Below are 22,951 nucleotides of genomic sequence, written 5' to 3'. Positions count from 1 at the left end.
CCAGTTTGCTATACCGGCCTGCCATATTTTTGGTTGGCCGTTTTTTATTCTGCTCCTAAAAAATCAGCTTTATTAATTTTGCTTATCGCGTTATCCATTCGTTACTTTGAGGTGGTTTGGGTACATCGCAGGTGATACCATCAAAGTGCTATTATTTTTAATTTCTATTATTTCCATTATTTTTATTACTAAGGAGTGCGTTATGTTTAAAGCATTAGCTATTGCAGGTTTTTCTTTATCAAGTTTAGTCATTTCTAATGTTGCGCAGGCTGATTGGCAGCTTGTTAATGATAAAAGCCAATTGAGCTTTGTATCAATTAAAAAAGATTCAGTTGCTGAGGCCCATCACTTTACCAACCTCGAGGGCATGCTTACAGATAGTGGTAAGTTTAGCGTAAATGTCGACTTAAGCTCTGCAGAAACGCTTATTCTAATCCGTAATGAGCGTTTAGCTAAACTATTATTTGAAGCGAGTAAATTTCCAAATGCTGTTTTAAGTGCTGATTTAGTTAAAGAACTTAGTAGTGTTAAAAAGCCAGGCCAGCATGTGCTTAAAGGTATTAATGCTGAACTAGATTTTCATGGAAACAAAAAACCATTCAAAATTGATGTGTTAGTAACTAGCTCACAAAACGGTGACTTAAGCGTTTCATCTTTCACCCCGATTATTATTAATAGCGATGATTTTGGCGTAACTGAAGGTGTTAAGCAGCTACAAAAATTAGCGGGTTTACCGTCAATAGCGACAGCTGTACCAGTTACATTTGCACTAACACTTAAAAAACAGTGATCTCTCTTGCACAGCTTAGTAAGCAATTAAGCGAGCCAAGCAAACCGTTTAACAGCTGGCAGCCAACTCATTGTGGTGAGCTGCCAATTGTTATTGATGAGCAAGGGCAATGGTTTTACGATGGCAGTGAGATAACTCGCATTGCTATGGTGAAGCTATTCGCCAGTGTTTTATGTAAAGAAGGTACGCAGTTTTACTTAAAAACCCCAGTCGAAAAAATAGCGATAGAAGTGCAAGATGCGCCATTTATAATTGTGGATTGGCGTTTTGAAAATACAGCACAAGGAAACGTTTTGTGTTGTATAGATAATATAGCGAGGCAATGGCTCATAAGTGCTAAGCAGCCATTAACTATACAAAACTATAAAGGTATAACAGTGCCTTATTTACAGCTGCCGTATGGTTGCTGTGCACGTATAAGTAGAAATGTATTTTACCAGTGGGCTGAAATAGCCGCAGTAGATGAGCGCGGCTATTATATAAAATCAGCAGGAGAAAAGTTTTATCTTTCTTAGCAATTAAGCATTAGAGTCAGTTTCTTCACTTTGCTTATCTTGTGGTGGGATTGCTACAACGGGACCTAAGTACCATTCATCTAGCTTTTTAGCGACTTCAGGTAAGCCTGTGCCTTTAAGCGATGAAAACGCATGTACAGTAATGTCACCGTCAAGCTGGCTTAACTCACGACGCACTTGTAGTACCTGTGCCTTACGCGCACCTTGCTTAAGCTTGTCTGCTTTTGTTAAAAGGGCAAGTACTGGTATTTCGCTACCTATAGCCCAGTTAATTAAATCTTTATCTAAGTCTTTTAATGGATGGCGAATATCCATTAATACCACGATACCTTTTAAGCTTTGGCGTTTTTGTAGGTATTCACCTAACGACTTTTGCCATTTCTTTTTCATTTCAATTGGTACTTTCGCAAAACCATACCCAGGTAAATCGATTAAGCGCATATCATCAACATCAGCAAGTTCAAAAGTATTGATTAGCTGAGTACGCCCTGGTGTTTTACTGGTACGTGCTAGCTTTTGGTCTGTAAGCGCATTAAGGGCACTTGACTTACCAGCATTAGAGCGACCAGCAAACGCGACTTCAATTCCCGTATCAGCAGGTAATTTAGTAATGTCTGGAGCGCTTGTTACGAAAGACGCAGTATTATATTTGATACGAGATTTGAGCACAGGCTCTCCTAAAACTTAAAAATGGTCATGTTGAGTAAACTAAATTCACTCAGGGCGCGTATTTTATACTATAAAGGATGTATTAAAAAGCGTATTTAAACACCTTAAAGCAGCACAAATGGCACATTAAAAGACACTTAAAGCTTAATCTAGGTCAAAACCCTATAATTTATAAGCTTAATATGAGTAGAAAACGTGCCAGAGAATTTTTTATCGTGTAGAATACATGTATTACAACTATCTATATTGTAGATGATACAGGGTCGGAAACAGAGAATTCACCATGAAAAAAATAGCACTATCTTTAACAATATTGCTTGGTGCGTTGTCAGCAAGCAACGCAACAGCATTCGATGGCGATGTAAACGCAGGTAAAGAAAAATCAGCAACGTGTGCGGCTTGTCACGGCCCAGATGGTAATGCGCCGGTTAATATCTACCCTAAGCTTGCAGGTCAACATCCAGATTATATTCTTAAGCAACTTCAGGATTTAAAATTAGGTATGACTTCTGGCGGTAAAGAAGGTCGTATGGATCCGGTTATGAGCGCTATGGCTATGCCACTTAGCGAGCAAGACATGAAAGATTTAGCTGCTTATTTCTCTTCACTGAATATGTCTGAAGGTTCAACACCTAAAGATGTGGTTGAAGTTGGTAAAATGCTTTTCAAAGCGGGCGACGCGGAACGTGGAATTCCATCATGTGCAGCATGTCATGGCCCTCGTGGTAATGGTTCATCGTTAGCTAAGTTTCCTAAAATTTCTTTTCAACATCCAGAATACATCAAGGCTCAACTTGAAAAATTCCGCGATGGCACTCGTAGTAATGACCTAAACGGCATGATGGGCGATATAGCTAAGAAATTAACAGATAAAGACATCGAAGTGCTTTCTCAGTACTTAGGTGGTTTACACTAAAGTCGTATTTATTTAGCCGTCACTAGTAAATACACTGTAATGTGTTGAAAAAGCAGCCTAGGCTGCTTTTTTTTGTTTTTTAATTTACCGATATTACCCACCTCTGATGTGAGACATTGTCCATATCCATCTGTAAGAAAAGTCTTCTTTTAAATTATCACTTTAACTTAACCTTCTGAATTTTAAGGGTTGTTGTACATGTTAATGTAATAATTATAATAAAAGTTATATAAACCAGTTGTAACAAAATTATTAACGAGTAAATTAACCACTGTCGCAAAACAACAATAACAAAATGGATTATGCTAAAGGAAAATGGCGCGACACGACTACATAGCACAAGATGTTGCTACTAAAGGAAATAATAAAAAAGAGTCAGGACGACCGAGAATAATAAAAAACTCATGGAAGTTTAATAATAAAAACAAAAGGGAATGTTACAGGGAAGGTATTAATAATAACAAAACGGACTGATAATAATAAAAATAATAAAGACTAAAAAAAGTCGAAGGGAGAAGTGTCCAGATAATGGCGCTCAGATTAGCAGGCGGTAGAGATGTTTTCTCTACCGCCTTTTTATTTGTCCTGTTACAATACCCACCGTTTAAAATTAGCGATTATTAGCTAAGGCGCTTTTTAATGAGTAACCCAACCTCTATAGCATAGCGCAAACTGAATTCTTCTGGCTAGGCCAGCACTGCGATGCCCATTAAGTTGCGCCTCGCTCAAAACCTCTTAAGTGAGATGATCAAGATATGAGTAGAACTAAAAAGTCACGCAAAAGCCCATCAAATGGACCTGTTCGTTTAAGCCAAGACAAGCTTAAAGAAATGCGCGCATTAAAAGAGCAGCGAGTTAAAAAAACCAAAGGTGCTAAGCCAGGTTCTCGTAACGCTCCAGAGCTATTAGATGATGATAGCCAAAAAGGTGGTTATACGCCCAAAGATAAGCGTGTAGGCAGTAAAAAAGCAGTGCCATTAATTGCTACAGCACCTGAACCTAAAGTTGAAATGAAACGTAACTTAAAACCTACGGTTGAACTTAAAAAGGTTACTGAGCCTGAGATAACGCCAGAACAAGAGCTTGAAGCACTTGAGAATGATGAGCGCTTACTTAAATTAGTCGAGCGCCATGAAAAAGGTGAAATGCTAACAGGTAAAGATGCTAAGTACTTTAATAGCCGTATTGCTCGCCATCAGGCTTTATGTAAAATCCTTGGTATTGAAGATGAAGACGAGTTTGAAGATGATTTCGAAGATGACTTTGCAAGTGAAGGCAACGCTGACTTCGATCAATACTTATCTGACGATTTAGCCAATGAATGGCTAGACGAAGACGACAAATAGTAAGGGCAAATAATGAGTACAGCGTTGATCATAGCCTTATTTGTAGGTGCTGCGATTATTGCTGGCTTAGCATTTTATGCGGGTCAGCTGCTTTATAAGTTAAGTGCACAAAAAAAGCTAATTGCAAAAACTCAAGCTGAGCAGCAAAAAAAGCTTAAAAAGTCGCGTTTAGAGCGTAATGCTAAATTGGCCGACAGCATTCATTTAATTGCTCGTGCAATGAATGAAGAGCAGTGTGAGTTTTCTGAAGGGTGTTTGCGTATTTGGGTACTTATGTCTCAATACGCATTTGAAGATGAGCGTGATTTAACGTCTCAGTACCCTGGCATTTTTGAAATGTACGAAGTAGTTAAAGAAATGCCAACGCATGATGCTCGTAAAAAATACTCTAAAAAAGAGATTTTTAAACAAGACACTGCTCGTTGGCGCGCAGAAGAAAAGCTTAATGACGCTATAAAAGCTGATTGCGCAAAAATTATTGTAGAGTTTAAAGCGGCTCCTGGCAGCGATAAAGTCGTGTTTAATTAGGTGCTATTGATAATATAAAAAGCAGACCTAGGTCTGCTTTTTTTGTGCCTATGTATTTATTACCTAAAGTTCAGGCTAAATCACTCTGGAAAATCGCGTTGCGTTGATTTGTTTTTGTAAGTGAGCATCGAAGCACATGCAAATTATACGTATAAATAAATTGCCGCGTGGCGTTACTTTAATCGTATTGTTATTGATTGTTACCATGGCATCATCTATTAGCGGAATAAGTGCAGTCAGAGCATCTGCAAAGTAACTATTAAATTCAATACCATGCTTATTGGCAAACTCTTCTGTATTAAGCTCAAACTGGCAAATAAGCTGTTTAATAGCATCAGCACGTATTATGTCATCAGTATTTAAATGCATCCCTTTACTAATCGCACAGCCGCTTTGTGTTTCGGTTGCATGATAATATTGCTTTAGCTCTTTTTGATTTTGCAAAATAGCACTGCCAATTTGTGAAATAGACGATACACCTAAGCCTAGTAAATCACAGTTACCATGTGTGGTGTAACCCTGAAAGTTACGGTGTAGCTTAGCTTCGTTTTGTGCAGTTGCTAGCTCGTTTTCGGGGCGAGCAAAATGATCCATGCCAATAAATTGATATCCTGCTTGAGTCATTTGTTCAAGAGTGTTTTTGAACATAGTCAGTTTGTCATGCGCGCTAGGCAAATCTGCATCTTTAATTTTACGCTGTGCAGCGAAGCGTTCTGGTAAATGAGCGTAATTAAATACCGATACACGGTCAGGGTTTAACGCAATTAATTGCTCAATAGTATGCTTAAAGCTTTGAGGTGTTTGTAGTGGAAGCCCATAAATCATATCTGCATTAATTGATTTAAAACCAAGCTCGCGAGCTTGAGTAATTAGTTGCTTAACTTTACTGGCTTGTTGTGGGCGATTTACAGCAAGTTGTACCTCATCATTAAAATCTTGAATACCAAACGATACGCGGTTAAAGCCTAGCACACGCAAATCAACGAGCATGTTGTCGCTAAGCGAGCGTGGGTCTATCTCTATTCCACGCTCAGTTGTATGAGTAAAATCAAAATGCTGCTCTAATAAAGTCACTAAGCGAGTCATTTGCTTAGTATTTAAAAAAGTGGGAGTTCCACCACCTAAATGTAATTGCTCTACGGTGTAGTGTTTAAATAGGGGAGCTTGGGCCTTAATTTCTTTAGCAAGGTAATCTAGATACACATCTGCTTTTGATTGATGACGAGTAATAATTTTATTACAGCCGCAGTAATAACAAAGTTGGCTACAAAACGGAATATGTATATACAAAGATAGTGAACGACTAGATGATGATTCAATAGCGCTTAGCAAGTCTTGCTGGTTATAACCTTCGCTAAGAGAAAGTGCCGTAGGGTAAGAGGTGTAGCGAGGACCTGAGACATTATATTTGTTTATTAGGGAATCATCCCATTTTGGAAGTTCTATCATCACGCGCACCTTGTATATTAATAAGGTGCAAATTATAAAAAGTTTTGTAAGAAGAGTTTTTGATCTACAACAAAAAAAGGTGCCGCAGCACCTTTTTAATTTTTTAACGCTAGTAAGTCACTGTATGGGCATCTTTAAGATACTGAAATAACTCTTTGTAGCCTTTACCTGGTTTTTCAGCTTTAGCTTCTTTGGTCGCATTACGAACTAACTGGCGTAATTGCTGGCGGTCCAACTCAGGAAACTGCTCAATAGTTTCATTTATTAGATCATCACCTTGCTCAATTAAGTCTGCGCGAAGCTGCTCAATTTTTTTAACCAATACTTCAGCTTGGTTATTTTTATTTAGCATTACATCAATTATCGCTTTAATTTCTTCGATGTTTTCTACAGTACGAAGCGTTTTAGCAATGTAGTTTAAGTGACGACGGTAAGCATCACTTTTATTACTAATTTTATCAGCAACAACCATGGCCTCTTTTAAATCGTCATTTAATGGTAGGCGCTCACGCTGTTTTTTACCCATTTTGGCAATTTCAGAACCTAACTGATGAAACTCTTGCGCTTCGCGCTTAAGCTCCGTTCTTGATACGTATATAATTTCTTCTTCAATTTCAGCAGGCTTGCCTTTTTTCTTTGCCATGGGGTGCTCTTAAATAAAAATAACTTTTGCCATTATACGCGATTCTTTTAGTGATTAATATTAGCTGATGTGGTGCAGTGAGTGTGTTAGCATTTAACTATAAAAAATGCGTGCAATATTGCCTTAAGGCTCAGGACTTAATTTATGAAAAGCCAACAACACGATCCAATTTATTCTCAAATCTCTCAAGTAAAAGATGCCGTAGCCGAAGTGCTTGAGCATGCAAAAAAGTTGGGTGCAACAGCTGCAGAAGCTGCAATGTCGAGCACATCTGGTTTATCGGTTAGTACACGTATGGGTGAAGTAGAAACCATTGAATTTAACCAAGACGGTGGTTTAGGTATAAGTGTATATGTTGGTAATAATAAAGGCTCTGCGTCTACCGCCGATTTGAGTCCAAAAACACTGCGTACCGTTGTAGAAAAAGCGATAGATATAGCTAAATTTACATCTGATGACCCATTTAATGGTGTTGCTGATAAAGAATTACTTGAGTTTGCACCAAAAAATTTAGATTTATACCACCCGTGGGATGTAAGCCCAGAGCAAGGTATTGAGCTTTGCCATGCCGCAGAGCAAGCTGCATTAAATGCTGATGAGCGAATTGTTAATTCAGACGGTGCCAGCTTTTCATCGCACCAAGGTTTACGCGTATATGGTAACAGCCATGGCTTAATTGCAGGTTTTCCTCGTACTCGTCATAGCATTAGCACTATGGTAATAGGTAAAGAGGGCGAGCATATGCAGCGTGACTCTGCTTACACCGTTGCGCGCGATCAAGCGGGTTTAAATGATGCTGCAGCTGTTGGGCTTGAAGCCGCTGCAGAAACGCTCGCTAAACTAAACAGCCAAAAACTAGGGACTATGAAGGTGCCTGTTATTTTTAGAGCTGATATTGCCAATTCACTGTTTGGCCATTTAGTGTCGGCCATTGGTGGTGGTGCACTTTATCGTAAGTCGAGTTTTTTACTCGACAGCCTTGGCACACAGGTATTTAGTAACTGTGTAAATATAGCTGAGCGCCCACATATTTTAAAAGGTTTAGCATCATCGCCTTTTGATAGCGAAGGGGTTAAAACGCTTGATCGTGAAATAATCCAAGGTGGCGAGCTACAAACCTATTTATTAGCAAGTTACGCTGCACGTAAAATGAATATGACGCCAACAGGCCATGCTGGCGGTATACATAACTGGTTAGTTGAACAAACCCATAATGATTTATCGGCTTTATTAAAAACCATGGGTACAGGTTTATTAGTTACTGAGCTTATGGGCCAAGGTGTAAACACCGTTACGGGTGACTACTCGCGTGGAGCAGCTGGTTTTTGGGTCGAAAACGGCCAGATTCAATACCCAGTAAGTGAAATTACTATTGCCGGAAATTTAAAAGATATGTTTAAAGGCATTAGTGCAATTGGTGGCGATATTGAGCGAAGAGGCGGTATTCAAACTGGCTCAGTACTTATAGATCAAATGCAAATAGCAGGCGCTTAATACCAATTTGCAATAATACTTAATTAAGCGAATTGGTGTAATATAAAAGCGCTCAGTTAAGCCAAACATTTACGTGCTTGGCTTAACTGAGCTTTATTTAAATTTATGGGGTGTTAAATGGCAAAAGATAGATATGCACCAAAGCCGTTAACCGACATTATGGCGGGGCTCAACAACCGCTTGTCGGCCTATGCAGGTAAAAGCCAAGCACTTGATAAACAGCAAACTCTATTAAAAGAGTTTTTAGGACCTAAGCTAAGCGAAAAGTGCAGAGTGAGTAACTACCGTGATGGTACCTTAATGATTGAGGCTGTATCGGCTTCTATCGCGCTTAAGCTTAATTATTTGAAAATGGATATGCAGTCACACTTTAGAGCTGCAGGCATGGCTGAGCTTGGGCAAATAAAAATTACTGCAAATCCGCAAGCTACTCAGCGATTAAGCGCTACTGGCAATAAAAGCCAAGCACAAAGCGCAGTTACGGGAAATTCTCGTAAAATGAGCACTCAAACCTCTGATTATTTAAATGCGATCGCTGCATCTGCACCTCCTTCTCTAAAAGAAAAATTAGAGCGCCTGGCTCTGCACGGAAAAAAATAATTTTTTTAAATTCAAATAATTTGTCATTGGTAGGGCTATTTCGTTTGCTCATCGCATTCAAAATACTTTGTTACATATTCTATTTTAATGTTTGTTTAATGGGGTTTATTATACCCACATGGCGTACTTTTATCTGAGTTCGCTCTTGATACCCATTCCATTAAGTGAAAGCGTGCTGTGAGTGCTATTACATTCCTCAAGTATTCAAGAATTTAATGGAGTTGGTATTAAATTCTAACTAACAAACGGAATAACTATGAAGAAAGTAACTATTACCGCCGCAAGTATTGCACTTGCGCTTGGCCTAGTAGGTTGCGGTGAAAAACAACAAGAAACAAAAGTCACCGAAACTGCAGCAGTCACGGCCCCTGCAGACAAAACGCTTGAGTTAGGTGTAGACCTTGCCAATATGGATGAGTCTGTACGTGCACAGGATGATTTTTACTACCACGTAAATGGTCAGTGGCTTGCTAAAACAGAGATCCCGGGCGATAAATCTAATTACGGTTCTTTTTCGCAACTATATGACGAGTCGCAAAAAGCGATGAAAGTGGCTCTTGAAAGCGCGGCTGCTAATAACGCGGCTAAAGCGGGCAGTGACGAGCATAAAATTGGTGCTTTTTATAAAAGCTATATGAATAAAGACGCGCGTAATGAAATGGGAATTACACCACTTCAGCCTTCTTTAGATACAATTGATAGTGTTGAGTCTAAAGCTGATTTAGCTGGCCTAATGGCTAAAATTCAAAAGCAAGGTGCTAGCTTACCATTTGGTTGGTTTGTAAATAACGATGCTAAAAATTCAAGCGAATATGCCTTGTACTTATCACAATCGGGCCTTGGTTTACCGGACCGCGACTACTACTTAAAAGATGACGAAAAATTCACTAAAATTCGTGCCGCTTACGAGCAATACATGACCGATATTTTAGCTAAATCAGGTGTTAAAAATGCATCTGAAGCCGCTAAAAGCGTTATCGCATTTGAAAAGTCTTTAGCTGATGCGCAGTGGAGCCGAGTACAAAGCCGTGATGCAACAAAATCGTATAATAAGATGACGGTTGCCGATGCTGATAAACTAATGGGCGATTTTGATTTAGCTACGTTTTTTAAAGACGCTGGTGTGGATATACAAGAAATTATTGTGCGTCAGCCAAGCTACCTAGAAGCATTTGCCGATGTGTATAAAAACACAGACGTAACAACGTGGAAAAACTATTTAAAATTCCATTTTGTTAGTGGTTATGCACAGCTACTTAGTGACGATTTAGTTGACCTTAAATTTAACTTTTACAGCACAACATTACGTGGTGTAGAAGAGCAAGCACCACTTTGGAAAAAAGCCGTTGATGCTTCTAACAGTGTACTGGGTGAAATTTTAGGTAAAGTTTACGTTAAAGATAACTTCCCGCCAGAAGCGAAAGCGCGTATGGAAGAGCTAGTTGATAACGTAATCAAAGGTTACGGTGTAGCTATTGAAAACCTTGAGTGGATGAGCCCTGAAACTAAGCTTGCAGCGCAAGAAAAGCTAAACAAATTTACCCCTAAAATTGGTTACCCAGATAAGTGGAAAGACTACTCTGAGCTTACAATCAATTCAGATGAACTAGTAGGTAACTACATTCGTTACAGTGAATGGGCTTACAAAGACATGATTGCTAAATTAGGCAAGCCTGTTGATCGTTCTGAGTGGCACATGACGCCGCAAACGGTAAATGCTTATTATAATCCGGTAAACAACGAAATTGTATTTCCTGCTGCAATTTTGCAACCACCATTCTTTAATTTAGAAGCGGATGATGCTGTAAACTACGGTGCAATTGGCGCGGTAATTGGCCACGAACTAGGCCACGGTTTTGACGACCAAGGTGCTAAATACGACGGTGACGGTAACTTACGTAACTGGTGGAGCGAGACTGACCTTACACAGTTTGAAGAGCGTACAGGTGCACTCGTTGCACAATACAACGAGTACAAACCGTTTGAAGATGCAGGTGTTAACGGCGAACTAACGCTTGGCGAAAACATTGGTGATTTAGGTGGCTTAACTGTAGCGCATAAAGCATATATGTTATCTTTAGGTGATAGCAAAGCGCCGGTAATTGATGGTTACACAGGCGATCAACGCTTCTTTATGGGCTGGTCACAAATTTGGCGCCGTAAGTATCGTGATGAAGAGTTACGTAACCGCTTAATGACAGACCCACATTCACCAAGCCACTACCGTGTAATCGGTATCTTGTCGAACATGCCTGAATTTTACGAAGCGTTTGACGTAAAAGAAGGCGACAAAATGTATATCAAACCAGAAGATCGCGTAAAAATTTGGTAATTGATATTTATTTTAATTAGCTTAACCAAAATTTAGGTTAACTTAATAAAAAACCAGCAAGTGTTTAGCTTGCTGGTTTTTTTATACCAATAACATTGCTGCTATTGCATGAGGGTTTTATGCATCCAGCTTTCATTACTTAAAATGTTTTTATACAAAGCCAGTTGGTTTTGAGCACGCTCTAAATTATGCTCTACATGAGTAGTTTTAAAGTACACATCGTTATTTAAGTAATCAGTTAGAAAACGCACACTAAGCATTAACGGCATAATTTTAGCACCAAGCAATAAGCTTGATTGCTCTGACTTACTCATAATAGGCTTAAGCGGAGGGAGGTAGCCCTTAACGAGCGCCTCAAAAATCTCTTTACGAATAACTACCTTATCAAGGTTGGTCGAGTCTTCTGCCTCAGCGCAACAAAATGTACGTACCATGTCACCAAAATCATACAGTAAAAACCCTGACATACAGGTATCTAAATCGATAACCGCTTTTGCTTTATGCGTATTACTACAATACAGCATGTTATTTATTTTAGTGTCGTTATGGCAAACCCGAATAGGTAAGTCTGCGGCTATATCACTGAGTTCTTTAATTAAATGCTGCTGCGATAAGCAAAAGGCTATTTCGCTTTCACAGCGAATGAGACGCTTATCACTACTTGTATTTATAGCTGAATTTAATTGCTCAAAGCGCATGGCTAAGTTATGAAAATCCTCAATAACAGTGTAAAGCAATGTGGCGTCAAAATCGTGAAGGGCGCTTGCAAAGGTGCCAAATGCTAAAGCTGCCTGATGTGCTTGCTCTATGGTTTTAACCACATCTTCACTAAAGCTTTGGCTAATAAAGTTAAGTACTCGGTACTGCTCGTTTTCAATGCTTATTAAGTACTCGTTGCTACGTGTGCTTATGTGTTTAACAATCTCAAGCGGGTAGCTGTTGCTTTGCTTTTTAGTGTATAAGTGCTGTTCAATTAATTTTGCATTATTAATGAGGTGTGCAGGGTATTTAAATACATGGGTATTAAGCCTTTGCACAATAAATTGCTGCGACGCATTACTAAGCAGCCACGTCGTATTTATGTGGCCGCTACCTATAACGCTAACCTGAGTAAGCTCAGGGTTTAGCGCTAAAAGCCCACTTAATTTATTTTGAATTAACGTATTCATTTAACCTACGCGTATCGAGCTTGTATTTTTTCAATAATATCAGCGTTAGCCGCAGGGAAGTCGTAGTTACTAAGCTCACTAATGGCAACCCATTCGCTTGGTTGTCCTTCAGCGCCACGCGCTTCACCACTAAAATTACTAACGACATGAATATCGAGTTTTACACATTTATCGCCGTAGTCATGCTCAATCACCATTAGCTGGCTAGAGCTGTGAATTGTGATCCCCACTTCTTCTGTTAGCTCTCGCTTAAGCGCTGCAAATACGCTTTCGCCAGCCTCTACTTTGCCACCCGGAAATTCCCATAAGCCACCTTGGTGTTGCTCATCACCGCGCTTACAAATAAAAATGGCATTGTTTTTTTTAATAACACCTACGGCTACATTTACTATTTTTATTGTCATGTTTTTACTCCATAAAAAAAGCGACGCTAGCGTCGCTTTTTAATTACTTACAATGCGTGGTTATTTTAATTTACCACAACACTGTTTGAATTTTTGACCTGAACCACAAGGGCACGGATCATTACGGCCAACTTTTGGCTCTGTTCTAGCCATTACGGTTGCGCTTTGAGGTGCTTCACCGCCTACGTGCTCAGCTTCTTCATGTTGGTATTCGCGAGGAGCATTTTCACTCTTACGGTGTTGCTCTTCTACTTTTTCAACATCTTCTTCTGCACGTACTTGTACTTTACTTAAAATGCCAACTACATCAACTTTTAAGTTTTCAAGCATTTCAGAGAACAGCTCAAACGACTCGCGTTTGTACTCTTGCTTAGGATTCTTTTGCGCGTAACCACGTAAGTGAATACCTTGGCGTAAGTGATCCATTGCAGCAAGATGATCTTTCCAGTGCTGATCAAGGCTTTGTAGCATAATCGCTTTTTCAAACTGGCGAAGTACAGAGTCGCCAACTTGTTCTTCTTTTTGCTGGTATGACTGCTCAACAGCTTGCTCAATACGTTCACGAAGTTTTTCTTCGTAAAGTTTATTGTCATCGGCTAACCACTGAGTAATTGGTAGCTCAATTAAGAAGTCTTGTTTTAAGCGTTCTTCAAGGCCAGGCACATCCCACATCTCAGCAAGGCTTTGCGGTGCAATGTACTGGTCAATAACACCAGCAAGTACATCACCACGGATAGCCGTGATAGTTTCTGAAATATCGCCTTCTTCAAGCAGTTCGTTACGCTGAGAGTAAACAACACGACGTTGATCGTTTGCTACATCATCGTATTCAAGTAGTTGCTTACGTACATCAAAGTTACGTGCTTCTACTTTACGTTGTGCGTTTTCAATTGCGCGGTTTACCCATGGGTGCTCAATTGCTTCGCCTCGTTGCATGCCTAGCTTACGCATCATGTTAGTCATGCGCTCGCCGGCAAATATACGCATTAGCGCATCATCCATTGATAGGTAAAAACGGCTAGAGCCGGCATCACCTTGACGACCAGAACGACCACGTAATTGGTTATCTATACGTCTCGATTCATGGCGCTCAGTACCGATGATGTGTAAACCGCCAGCATCAATTACTGCATCATGGCGAATTTTCCATGCTGCTTTAATTTCAGCAATTTGCTCATCTGTTGGAGTTTCTAGTTTTTCAACTTCGCTGTTCCAGTTGCCGCCAAGCACGATATCGGTACCACGACCGGCCATGTTGGTTGCAATAGTAACAGTGCCTGGTAAACCTGCATCAGATACGATGTCAGCTTCTTGCGCGTGAAATTTAGCATTAAGTACATTGTGCTTAATTTTTTCTTTGCGTAAAAACTGTGATAAATACTCAGAACTTTCAATTGAAATAGTACCGACAAGCACAGGCTGTCCGCGCTCTTGGCAATCTTTAATATCAATTAAAATAGCTTCGTATTTTTCTTCTTGCGTTAGGTAAACTAAATCGGCGCGATCATCACGAATCATCGGCTTATTAGTTGGCATAACTACGGTATCTAGGCCATAAATTGACTGAAACTCAAATGCTTCAGTGTCGGCTGTACCTGTCATACCTGCTAACGTTTCGTATAAACGGAAGTAGTTTTGGAAAGTGATTGAAGCAAGTGTTTGGTTTTCGTTTTGAATTTTTACGCCTTCTTTAGCTTCAACAGCTTGGTGTAAACCTTCAGACCAACGACGACCTTCCATTGAACGCCCTGTATGCTCATCGATAATAATGACTTCGTTTTCTTTAACAACGTAATCAACATCTTTTTGATAAAGCTTATGAGCGCGTAGTGCTGCATATACATGGCTTAAAAGGGTAATGCTACTTGCAGAGTAAAGCGAGTCGCCTTCTTCAATTAAGTTACGTTCAGTTAATAAGTCTTCAACTTTAATTTGGCCGCGTTCAGTTAAATGAACTTGCTTAGACTTTTCGTCAATTGTGTAATCGCCATCGCCTTCAACACCTTCTTCGTCTTCTTTTTCTTGAAGCTCTAAAAGCGGTACTATTTTGTTGATTTCGATGTAAAGCTCAGAGCTATCTTCAGCCGGACCTGAAATAATAAGTGGTGTACGCGCTTCATCGATTAGGATTGAATCCACTTCATCTACTACTGCATAAAACAATGGGCGCTGTACGCGCTCATCAATGCTAAATGCCATGTTGTCACGAAGGTAGTCAAAACCAAATTCGTTATTTGTACCGTAGGTAATGTCAGCAGTATAAGCTTGCTTTTTCTGCTGTGGCATCATGCCAGGTACGTTACAGCCCACAGTTAGGCCTAAGAACTCAAATAACTCGCGGTTTGTTTCAGCATCACGTTTAGCAAGGTAGTCGTTCACGGTAATTACGTGTACGCCTTTGCCTGTTAAGCCATTTAAGTAGGCAGGAAGTGTTGCTGTTAGTGTTTTACCTTCACCGGTACGCATTTCTGCAATGCGACCTTGATGTAAAACCATACCACCTAATAGCTGTACGTCGAAGTGACGCATGCCATTTACACGCTTTGACGCTTCACGTACCACTGCAAATGCTTCTGGTAAAATGTCGTCAAGGCTTTGTCCGTTATCGTAACGTTCTCTAAACTCAGCTGTTTTAGCTCTTAAATCTTCATCAGAAAGCGCTTCTAATTGCGTTTCTAGCGCGTTAATTAGCGCGACCGTCTTTCTTAGGTTTTTAATAGTGCGGTCATTGCGACTACCAAAAATCTTGGTAAATAAATTAGATATCATGATAAAACCGTTACAATGTATTCTTTGTTAACCGAGTGTCGGCTAACCCATTTTTTACAATTGGTAATTAATATGTGCTTTTACATAACACGTAGAACATATTAATTAGCAATTTTGTATTAAAGCGCCCAAAAAGCACTGTTTATTACGTGCGCTACTATACCAGACTCTGGCAAACAACAAACTATCTCAACAAAAAGATGTGTATTTAAAACAGAAAATTTTGATCTGATGCGAAAAAATCGCTTTAACTGATTTAATTACGCTAAAAATAGCTGCAAGTTGTAAAGATATGGTGCTAAATAAATTAAAAACAAGGGGAGTAGGCGCACAAGTTTTATACTTAGCGCTCTACATTGTTACCCCATATTTTATAACTTAAATTGGTTTACTGTTTTATTAAGTGCGGCAGCTAAATCGCTTAAATCACGCGCTTCATCAGCAAGTGTATAAGCATGATCGGCTGTACTATTTACTAAGTTGTTAATTGCCGATAGGCTGGTATTAATATCTTCAGCAACAACAGTTTGCTCCTCGGTAGAGGTGGCAATTTGGTGGCTTTGGTCTTGTACTTTAGTAACCGATTGCGCAATATTTTGCAGTGAGCTAAGTACTTCTTTGGTTTGTGATACTGAGCCTTCTGTTTGCTCTTGGCCTTGTAGCATCATTACCGATGCTTGCTGCGCTATTTGTTGCAAGCGAGAAATCATATTACGAATATCGTCGGTAGATTCTTGCGTACGACTTGCAAGTGAGCGTACTTCGTCAGCTACCACGGCAAAACCACGACCATGCTCGCCAGCTCGGGCTGCTTCAATAGCTGCATTAAGAGCAAGTAAGTTAGTTTGATCGGCAATGGAGTTAATTACATCAACTAATGCACCTATGTTATTACTTTCTTGCTCAAGGCCTGCCACTACTTTAGATGCTTCACCTATGTGAAGTGCAAGCTCGGTCATTACTTTTTGTGCTTGCGTTGAACGATTAGCCCCTTTTGCTGTAATGGCTTGCACTTCTTCGGCAGCACTGTTGGTGTGCTGCGCATTACGTGAAATTTCAAGTACGGTACTGGCCATTTCGGTAACCGCAGCGCTTACGCTATCTACTTGTTGTTTTTCTTGCTGTATTTCAGTATTTGTTTGCTCAGATACGCGCCTAAGCTGCGCTGCTGCATTAGTTAATTGCTCTGCTTGTGCGGCGGTTTCGAGCATCATGGCACGCAGTTTATCAATAAAGGTGTTCATATGATTAGCCAACTGGCCCACTTCATCTTTACTGTCGATATTAATTTTTTGCGTTAAATCGCCTTCACCCGATGCTATATCACGCATGATGTTAGTAAGTGTTGTGATAGGCTGCGAGATCATTTGAGTAGCCCACAAAATCATGGCTAAAATAATAACAAGCATAATAATTACAGCTGTAATAGTGGTAGTAACGGCTGCATTTACTGGCGCTTCAATCATGCTGGTAGGAATAAGTATCCCTACGTACCAATCTAAATAAGGCTGCTCTAGTTGCAAACGGTGGTAAACCACATAAAACTCTTCACCTTTTAAAGTAACCAGTTGGCTACCCTCAAGGTTATTGCGCATTTGAGTGTTTAGACTTTTAAAGCCAGATGTATTTGCAAATTGTTGTTCTAGGCCGTCGAGCCCTTCTTTACCTTTAGGGCCTTCGTCGGTAATAGATAATTTATGGCCTGTGGCTTTTGAAAAGTGTACTACTTTTTGATTGCCGTCGAGCAAAAACCCGTAGCCTTGACCATTAAAACGAATGTCTTCGACCATATCGTTAATTTTATTTAGCTGCAGATCAACACCGCCCATACCTATGAGTTTACGATGCGCGTTATATACTGGTTGTTGAACTACTGCTGATGCCACACCTGTAGTTAAGTCAACCGAAATTGGCCCCACGTAAAGCTTGTTGATTTGCAAAGCTTCTTGCCACCAACCACGCTTATAAGCATAGTAAGGTTGGCCGTTGTACTGACTGGTACGTTCGTTTTCTTTAAAATATTCACCAGTGGTTGCTGAAGCAAAAAAGGCTGATAATACGTTTTCATCATTTGAGCTAATACGCACAAAATCTTGGTTTACTTCGCTGTAACCTGGTGCATTTTTAATTGGTTGATCACGCACATTCCAATTTTCAAAAAAGTTGACTAAATGCGGGTTATTTACAAAAGTCGACACCAATTTACCGTACATTGCAAAGTAGCTTTGCATTGATAGTTGTTCGCTTTGTAGGTAGCTTTGTGCTTCGCGCTCTATGTTAACTCGGGAAAGATCTGCGATATGTTTAATAAAAAAAGTTGAGGCAATTATCAGTAAAACTGTAATCGTTCCACCAATCAATAATAATATTTTCTTCCGTAATGATAAATTATTTAGCATGAGTGTACGTATTATTGTTATTTAGTAAGTTATATCTAATCATATCTTACTTAAAATCGCTACGAAGTTAGATAGAAAGCACTAATTATGCGTTTAAAATGAAGGGTTATGCAAAAAATGGAAACTAAAGCTAATAAATTAGTAGTACTAGGAGCTGGTTGGCTTGGTCATGCTTTGTGCGTACAAGCTAAACACGCGGGTTGGGAAGTACAAGGCACTCACCAAAGTGTTGAGCATAGCGATGATTTTCAGCGTCAATTTACATTGGTTGATAACAAGCTAAAACACGAAGTGGATTTGCGCGATGCCTATTGGGTGTGCGCTATACCTCCACGTAGCCGTAACACGCAAAGTAACTATCCAGAGATTTTAGCATCAGCACTTAATCTTGCTAAGCAGTTAAATTCAAAAGGCTTTATATTGTGCTCATCTACCGGGGTGTATGACCAAGAAGCTGGTGTTTATAGCGAAAGCAGTGAGATATCGTGTACAAATGAGCGACAAATAAAACTATACGATGCTGAAGAGCAAGTACTCGAACAAAACGGTAAAGTACTGCGTTTAGCTGGGCTCTTTGGGCCAAATCGTGAGCCTGGTCGTTTTGTTGCAGGTAAAGAGCTAAACACATCGAGCCAACAAGTGGTTAATATGGTGCACCAGCAAGATGTAATAAATGCTATTTTTTCGGTAATCGAAAATTTTAATACGGGGCAAAATATTTACAATGTAGTCAATCCGTCACATCCGACTAAAGCGAATTATTATGCACTAAAGTGTGCTCAGCATGGCGGTGAAATGCCTACCTTTACAAGCGATGAAGTGGCTGAGCGAAAAGTGCTGGGCTCAGCCATTGAAGCATTAGGATTTAGTTATCAGCACACAATTTAATGTGCTGATGGCAGCGGGTTATCTATAACAAAACCACACAATACACCCTGCGCTAAAAGCATATTTGCAGATTCAATATCAGGGGCAAAGTAGCGGTCTTTGTCGTAGTAGCTAACATACTTACGTAGTAGTGCTTTGGCCTTTTCTACTTGCTCAGATGCTTTAAGTGGTGCTCTAAACTCAAGCCCTTGGGCGGAGGCTAGCCATTCAATAGCCAATACGCCTTGGGTGTTATTGGCCATTTCATTTAAGCGCCTAGCAGCAAAGGTTGCCATAGAGACATGATCTTCTTGATTTGCTGATGTTGGCAAGCTGTCTACAGAGGCAGGATGCGCGAGTGATTTGTTTTCTGATGCAAGTGCGGCGGCGGTTACTTGGGCAATCATAAAGCCAGAATTTACCCCACCGTTTTCTACTAAAAAGGGTGGCAAGGTTGAGAGGTTTGAATCAATTAGCAAGGCTATGCGTCGCTCGGCCAATGCGCCAATTTCAGCAATCGCAATTGCTAAATTATCGGCTGCCATAGCCACTGGCTCTGCATGAAAATTTCCACCTGAAATAATATCGCCAACATCAGCAAACACCAGCGGGTTATCGGTCACCCCGTTTGATTCACATAAAAGCACCTCTGCGGCTTGGCGTATTTGTGTTAAACATGCGCCGAGTACCTGAGGTTGGCAGCGTAAGCAGTAAGGGTCTTGTACTTTTTCACAATTTACGTGAGATTGACTAATTTCAGAGTGTTCACTGAGAAGCTCTCTAAATACGCGAGCAGTATCTATTTGTCCACGTTGGCCTCGAATATCATGAATACGGGCATCAAATGGTGCACGGCTTCCTTTGGCAGCTTCAATACTTATAGCGCCAATAACGCAGCTTTGCGTGTATAAATTCTCGGCTCTAAATAAACCTTGTAATGCAAATGCAGTAGACGCTTGTGTGCCATTTAATAAGGCTAAACCTTCTTTTGCAGCAAGTGTAAGGGGCTCAAGCGCCGCTATTTTTAGGCCTTGGCTTGCGCTAATAACCTCGCCTTGATAGCGCATTTGGCCTTCGCCTAATAGCACCAAGCACATGTGGGCTAGGGGGGCTAAATCGCCCGATGCGCCAACAGAACCTTTTTTTGGCACACACGGATACACTTCACTTTTTAATAGCTGCATAAAAAATTGAATTACTTGCAATCGAATACCAGAGTAACCGCGCGAAAGCGAATTTACTTTAAGGGTTATCATTAGCCTTACGGTACTGTCATCCATGTATTCGCCAATACCCGCAGCATGCGAAAGAACAATGCTGCGCTGAAGTAACTCAAGCTCGCTATCGGCTATTTTAGTATTGGCTAATAATCCAAAACCTGTGTTAATTCCGTATACGGTGCGGTGCTCGTTTATTACATTTTGAACGGTTTGTGCACTGGCTGCTATTTGTGCCTCGGCGCTGCTTTCTAAACTTAAATTAACAGCTGAATCGTTAATTTTTCTCAGTGTGTTTAAATCAAGGTGTCCGGGTGTGAGAGTGTGTGAAATCATGACTATTCCTTGTTTAGCATAGGTAAATCTAAGTTTTGTTCTTTAGCACAATTTTTTGCAATGTCGTAACCTGCATCGGCATGTCGCATTACGCCTGTGGCGGGGTCGTTCCAAAGCACGCGCCCTATTCGCTCTTTTGCTTCATTACTACCATCGGCAACAATAACCACGCCAGAGTGTTGGCTAAATCCCATTCCTACGCCGCCGCCATGATGCAGTGATACCCAGGTAGCACCGCCAGCGGTGTTTAATAAAGCATTAAGTAATGGCCAATCTGATACAGCATCTGAGCCATCTAACATGCTTTCGGTTTCTCGGTTGGGGCTGGCAACAGAACCCGAATCGAGGTGATCGCGGCCAATAACTACAGGGGCTTTGAGTTCGCCATTTTTAACCATCTCGTTAAAAGCGATGGCAAGGCGGGCTCTATCTTTTAAACCTACCCAGCAAATGCGTGCAGGTAATCCTTGAAATTGAATACGCTCTCGTGCCATATCTAGCCAATTATGCAAATGTTTATCATCGGGGATGAGTGCTTTTACTTTAGCATCAGTTTTGTAAATATCTTCTGGGTCACCCGAAAGTGCAACCCATCTAAATGGACCTATGCCCTCACAAAATAGAGGGCGAATATAAGCAGGTACAAAGCCAGGGAAGTCGAACGCGTTAGTTACGCCTTCATCAAATGCCATTTGGCGAATATTATTACCGTAATCGGTTGTTGCAGCCCCAGCTTTATGTAGCGCTAACATAGCCTTTACTTGCACAGCCATTGATTGTTTAGCGGCTTTTACAACTGTTTGTGGCGCTTGCTCTCGCATTTTAGCCGCGTGCTCCATGCTCCAACCTTGTGGCAAGTAGCCATTGAGAGGGTCGTGTGCTGAGGTTTGGTCGGTTACAATATCGGGAGTAATATCGCTGGCAGCAAGAGCTGTAAATACGTCGGCTGCATTACCGAGTAAACCCACCGATAACGCTTCACCTTTTACACAGGCATCGGTAATTAATTGCAGTGCATGTTCAAGATTTGTTGCTTTAGCATCAACGTAGCCCGTTTTAATTCGAAAATCGATACGGGTTTCGTCACATTCAACTACCAGAGCGCTAAAGCCTGCCATTGTTGCAGCTAATGGTTGCGCACCACCCATACCGCCAAGCCCGCCGGTTAATACCCATTTACCCTTTGCGTTACCAGAAAAATGTTGTTTTGCCATAGCAGCAAAGGTTTCGTAGGTGCCTTGTACTATGCCTTGCGAGCCAATGTAAATCCAAGAGCCTGCCGTCATTTGCCCGTACATCATCAACCCTTTTTTATCGAGCTCGTTAAAGTGCTCCCAATTTGCCCAATGTGGTACTAAGTTTGAATTGGCAATAAGGACGCGAGGTGCATTGCTGTGGGTTTTAAATACGCCTACCGGTTTACCCGATTGTATAAGGAGGGTTTCGTCGTTTTCGAGTCTATCGAGTGTGTCTATAATTTTATCAAAACTAGGCCAGTCGCGCGCCGCTCTACCAATTCCACCATATACCACCAGTGAATGCGGATGCTCAGCAACATCAGGGTCTAAATTATTCATTAGCATGCGTTTAGCAGCTTCCGTTTGCCAACTCTTAGAGCTTATTTTATCGCCATGGGGAGCACGTATTATACGTGTTTTATCTAATCGACTGTCCATATTTTACTCCTGTTGTATATACAAGGTAATCGGCTTTTAAAAAACGCCTTTTAAAGCGTTTTTATATTTAATCTGAACTGTGCTTGATATAATTTTTTATTTTGCATTCAGGTTATTTTTTAAATGTTAAATGCCCACCTAAGCGGTATTTACTCCCAGGCGATACAAGTCGTGCAAAGCTAACAATGCCTTTGGATGACCATGTACGGCGGATTACTTGTAGACAAGGTTCTTCGTTATACAAATTAAGCCATTGGCACATTTCGTTATTTGGCATAATAGCTTCCACAGTATGGCGGGCTTGTGTAAGTGGAGCCACGTTCGATAAATATTCGTGAGGTGTGAGTAATGTAAAATCTTGCTGCAAATAATCTTTTGCAAGCTCAGGGTTTACAAAGCGCTCTTCAACTTGCAGTGGTTTTTCGTTTTCGTTGTGTACAAGTACGCTGCGATAAACCACGCTGTCTATTTCTACCCCAAGTGCAATTGCAATAGGCGCGACAGCATTAATAGATTCGAGAATATGTACACTACAGCTATAGCGGCCATTACGCTCTTTGACCTCATCGGCAATATTTTTTATTTCCAGTAATGATGACTGCGATTTAAAACTCGCTACAAACGTACCTAAACCTTGGCTGCGGGTTAAAATGCCCGCATCGGTAAGCTCGCTTAAAGCACGGCGTGCTGTCATACGGCTAACGCTAAATTGGCTGCTTAACTCATTTTCTGAAGGAACGCGCTGATCTTCTTGCCACGATCCATTTTTAATTTTATCGACAATAAATTGTTTTATTTGAGCAAATTTAGGTGTTGTCATTGAAAAAGTGAG

The 22,951-nt window shown here is 40.5% G+C and carries 19 protein-coding genes; 9 read left to right on the top strand and 10 right to left on the bottom strand.

Going from position 1 to position 22,951, the window contains the following annotated elements:
* Nucleotides 1–202 precede the first annotated feature (202 nt).
* Together ATS74_RS03935 and ATS74_RS03930 are read left to right on the top strand one after the other, a co-directional pair.
* Entirely contained in the window at nucleotides 203–790 is a 588-nt protein-coding gene (locus tag ATS74_RS03935) for a YceI family protein (RefSeq protein WP_058547643.1), read from the top strand.
* On the top strand, nucleotides 787–1,305 hold the full coding sequence (locus tag ATS74_RS03930; protein ID WP_058547642.1) for a DUF1285 domain-containing protein: 519 nt from the start codon (nucleotides 787–789) through the stop codon (nucleotides 1,303–1,305). Before ATS74_RS03935 ends, ATS74_RS03930 begins: the two co-directional genes overlap by 4 nt.
* A gap of 3 nt (nucleotides 1,306–1,308) precedes the next feature.
* Here the strand turns inward: ATS74_RS03930 and yihA are convergent, their stop codons facing one another.
* Nucleotides 1,309–1,974 carry a ribosome biogenesis GTP-binding protein YihA/YsxC gene (gene yihA / locus ATS74_RS03925; protein WP_058547641.1) on the bottom strand — a complete coding sequence of 222 codons (666 nt, stop codon included), beginning with the start codon at nucleotides 1,972–1,974 and terminating at the stop codon, nucleotides 1,309–1,311.
* A gap of 283 nt (nucleotides 1,975–2,257) precedes the next feature.
* Between yihA and ATS74_RS03920 the strand changes: the two genes are divergently transcribed.
* The 3 genes from ATS74_RS03920 to ATS74_RS03910 all read left to right on the top strand — a co-directional run bounded on the left by ATS74_RS03920 (nucleotide 2,258) and on the right by ATS74_RS03910 (nucleotide 4,764).
* The gene (locus ATS74_RS03920) at nucleotides 2,258–2,890 is read left to right on the top strand and encodes a c-type cytochrome (protein ID WP_058547640.1); all 633 of its coding nucleotides are present in this window, start codon (nucleotides 2,258–2,260) and stop codon (nucleotides 2,888–2,890) included.
* A 755-nt stretch (nucleotides 2,891–3,645) separates the two neighbouring features.
* The gene (gene yihI, locus ATS74_RS03915) at nucleotides 3,646–4,236 is read left to right on the top strand and encodes a Der GTPase-activating protein YihI (protein ID WP_058547639.1); all 591 of its coding nucleotides are present in this window, start codon (nucleotides 3,646–3,648) and stop codon (nucleotides 4,234–4,236) included.
* Nucleotides 4,237–4,248: 12 nt separating this feature from the next.
* Nucleotides 4,249–4,764, top strand: a complete 516-nt coding sequence (locus ATS74_RS03910) for a DUF2489 domain-containing protein (protein ID WP_058547638.1) — start codon at nucleotides 4,249–4,251, stop codon at nucleotides 4,762–4,764.
* 75 nt (nucleotides 4,765–4,839) lie between these two features.
* Here the strand turns inward: ATS74_RS03910 and hemN are convergent, their stop codons facing one another.
* Together hemN and yjgA are read right to left on the bottom strand one after the other, a co-directional pair.
* On the bottom strand, nucleotides 4,840–6,213 hold the full coding sequence (gene hemN / locus ATS74_RS03905) for an oxygen-independent coproporphyrinogen III oxidase (protein ID WP_058547637.1): 1,374 nt from the start codon (nucleotides 6,211–6,213) through the stop codon (nucleotides 4,840–4,842).
* 109 nt (nucleotides 6,214–6,322) lie between these two features.
* A complete protein-coding gene (gene yjgA, locus ATS74_RS03900) occupies nucleotides 6,323–6,856 on the bottom strand; it encodes a ribosome biogenesis factor YjgA (protein ID WP_058547636.1) in 534 nt (177 codons plus the stop codon).
* A 144-nt stretch (nucleotides 6,857–7,000) separates the two neighbouring features.
* Here yjgA and pmbA point away from each other — a divergent pair, with 144 nt between their 5' ends.
* From pmbA to ATS74_RS03885, 3 genes are all read left to right on the top strand, one after another.
* Nucleotides 7,001–8,350, top strand: a complete 1,350-nt coding sequence (gene pmbA, locus ATS74_RS03895; protein ID WP_058547635.1) for a metalloprotease PmbA — start codon at nucleotides 7,001–7,003, stop codon at nucleotides 8,348–8,350.
* 117 nt (nucleotides 8,351–8,467) lie between these two features.
* On the top strand, nucleotides 8,468–8,950 hold the full coding sequence (locus tag ATS74_RS03890) for a DUF721 domain-containing protein (RefSeq protein ID WP_058547634.1): 483 nt from the start codon (nucleotides 8,468–8,470) through the stop codon (nucleotides 8,948–8,950).
* A 256-nt stretch (nucleotides 8,951–9,206) separates the two neighbouring features.
* On the top strand, nucleotides 9,207–11,282 hold the full coding sequence (locus tag ATS74_RS03885; RefSeq protein ID WP_058547633.1) for a M13 family metallopeptidase: 2,076 nt from the start codon (nucleotides 9,207–9,209) through the stop codon (nucleotides 11,280–11,282).
* A 101-nt stretch (nucleotides 11,283–11,383) separates the two neighbouring features.
* Here ATS74_RS03885 and ATS74_RS03880 read toward each other — a convergent pair whose 3' ends face one another.
* The 4 genes from ATS74_RS03880 to ATS74_RS03865 form a co-directional block, all read right to left on the bottom strand.
* Nucleotides 11,384–12,451, bottom strand: a complete 1,068-nt coding sequence (locus ATS74_RS03880) for a phosphotransferase enzyme family protein (protein WP_058547632.1) — start codon at nucleotides 12,449–12,451, stop codon at nucleotides 11,384–11,386.
* Between the two features lie 5 nt (nucleotides 12,452–12,456).
* Nucleotides 12,457–12,855, bottom strand: coding sequence for an 8-oxo-dGTP diphosphatase MutT (mutT, locus tag ATS74_RS03875; RefSeq protein ID WP_058547631.1), 399 nt, complete (start codon nucleotides 12,853–12,855; stop codon nucleotides 12,457–12,459).
* A 60-nt stretch (nucleotides 12,856–12,915) separates the two neighbouring features.
* Nucleotides 12,916–15,624, bottom strand: a complete 2,709-nt coding sequence (gene secA / locus ATS74_RS03870) for a preprotein translocase subunit SecA (protein WP_058547630.1) — start codon at nucleotides 15,622–15,624, stop codon at nucleotides 12,916–12,918.
* A 371-nt stretch (nucleotides 15,625–15,995) separates the two neighbouring features.
* Entirely contained in the window at nucleotides 15,996–18,023 is a 2,028-nt protein-coding gene (locus tag ATS74_RS03865; RefSeq protein WP_058547629.1) for a methyl-accepting chemotaxis protein, read from the bottom strand.
* Nucleotides 18,024–18,140: 117 nt separating this feature from the next.
* On the opposite strand from ATS74_RS03865, the gene ATS74_RS03860 reads away from it, so the two are divergent.
* Entirely contained in the window at nucleotides 18,141–18,911 is a 771-nt protein-coding gene (locus tag ATS74_RS03860; protein ID WP_058547676.1) for an NADP-binding protein, read from the top strand.
* On the opposite strand, the gene hutH is transcribed toward ATS74_RS03860, so the two are convergent.
* The 3 genes from hutH to hutC form a co-directional block, all read right to left on the bottom strand.
* Entirely contained in the window at nucleotides 18,908–20,443 is a 1,536-nt protein-coding gene (hutH, locus tag ATS74_RS03855; protein WP_058547628.1) for a histidine ammonia-lyase, read from the bottom strand. The two genes, ATS74_RS03860 and hutH, sit on opposite strands and share 4 nt — an antisense overlap.
* Before the next feature lie 2 nt (nucleotides 20,444–20,445).
* Complete coding sequence (gene hutU, locus ATS74_RS03850; RefSeq protein ID WP_058547627.1) at nucleotides 20,446–22,119, bottom strand: urocanate hydratase; 1,674 nt, start codon at nucleotides 22,117–22,119, stop codon at nucleotides 20,446–20,448.
* 112 nt (nucleotides 22,120–22,231) lie between these two features.
* Nucleotides 22,232–22,939 carry a histidine utilization repressor gene (gene hutC / locus ATS74_RS03845; protein WP_058547626.1) on the bottom strand — a complete coding sequence of 236 codons (708 nt, stop codon included), beginning with the start codon at nucleotides 22,937–22,939 and terminating at the stop codon, nucleotides 22,232–22,234.
* Nucleotides 22,940–22,951 lie beyond the last annotated feature (12 nt).

Origin of the sequence: Pseudoalteromonas sp. H103 (genome assembly GCF_001469205.1) — a bacterium.
GTDB lineage: Bacteria > Pseudomonadota > Gammaproteobacteria > Enterobacterales > Alteromonadaceae > Pseudoalteromonas > Pseudoalteromonas carrageenovora.
This window is presented reverse-complemented; position numbering and strand designations above follow the sequence as displayed.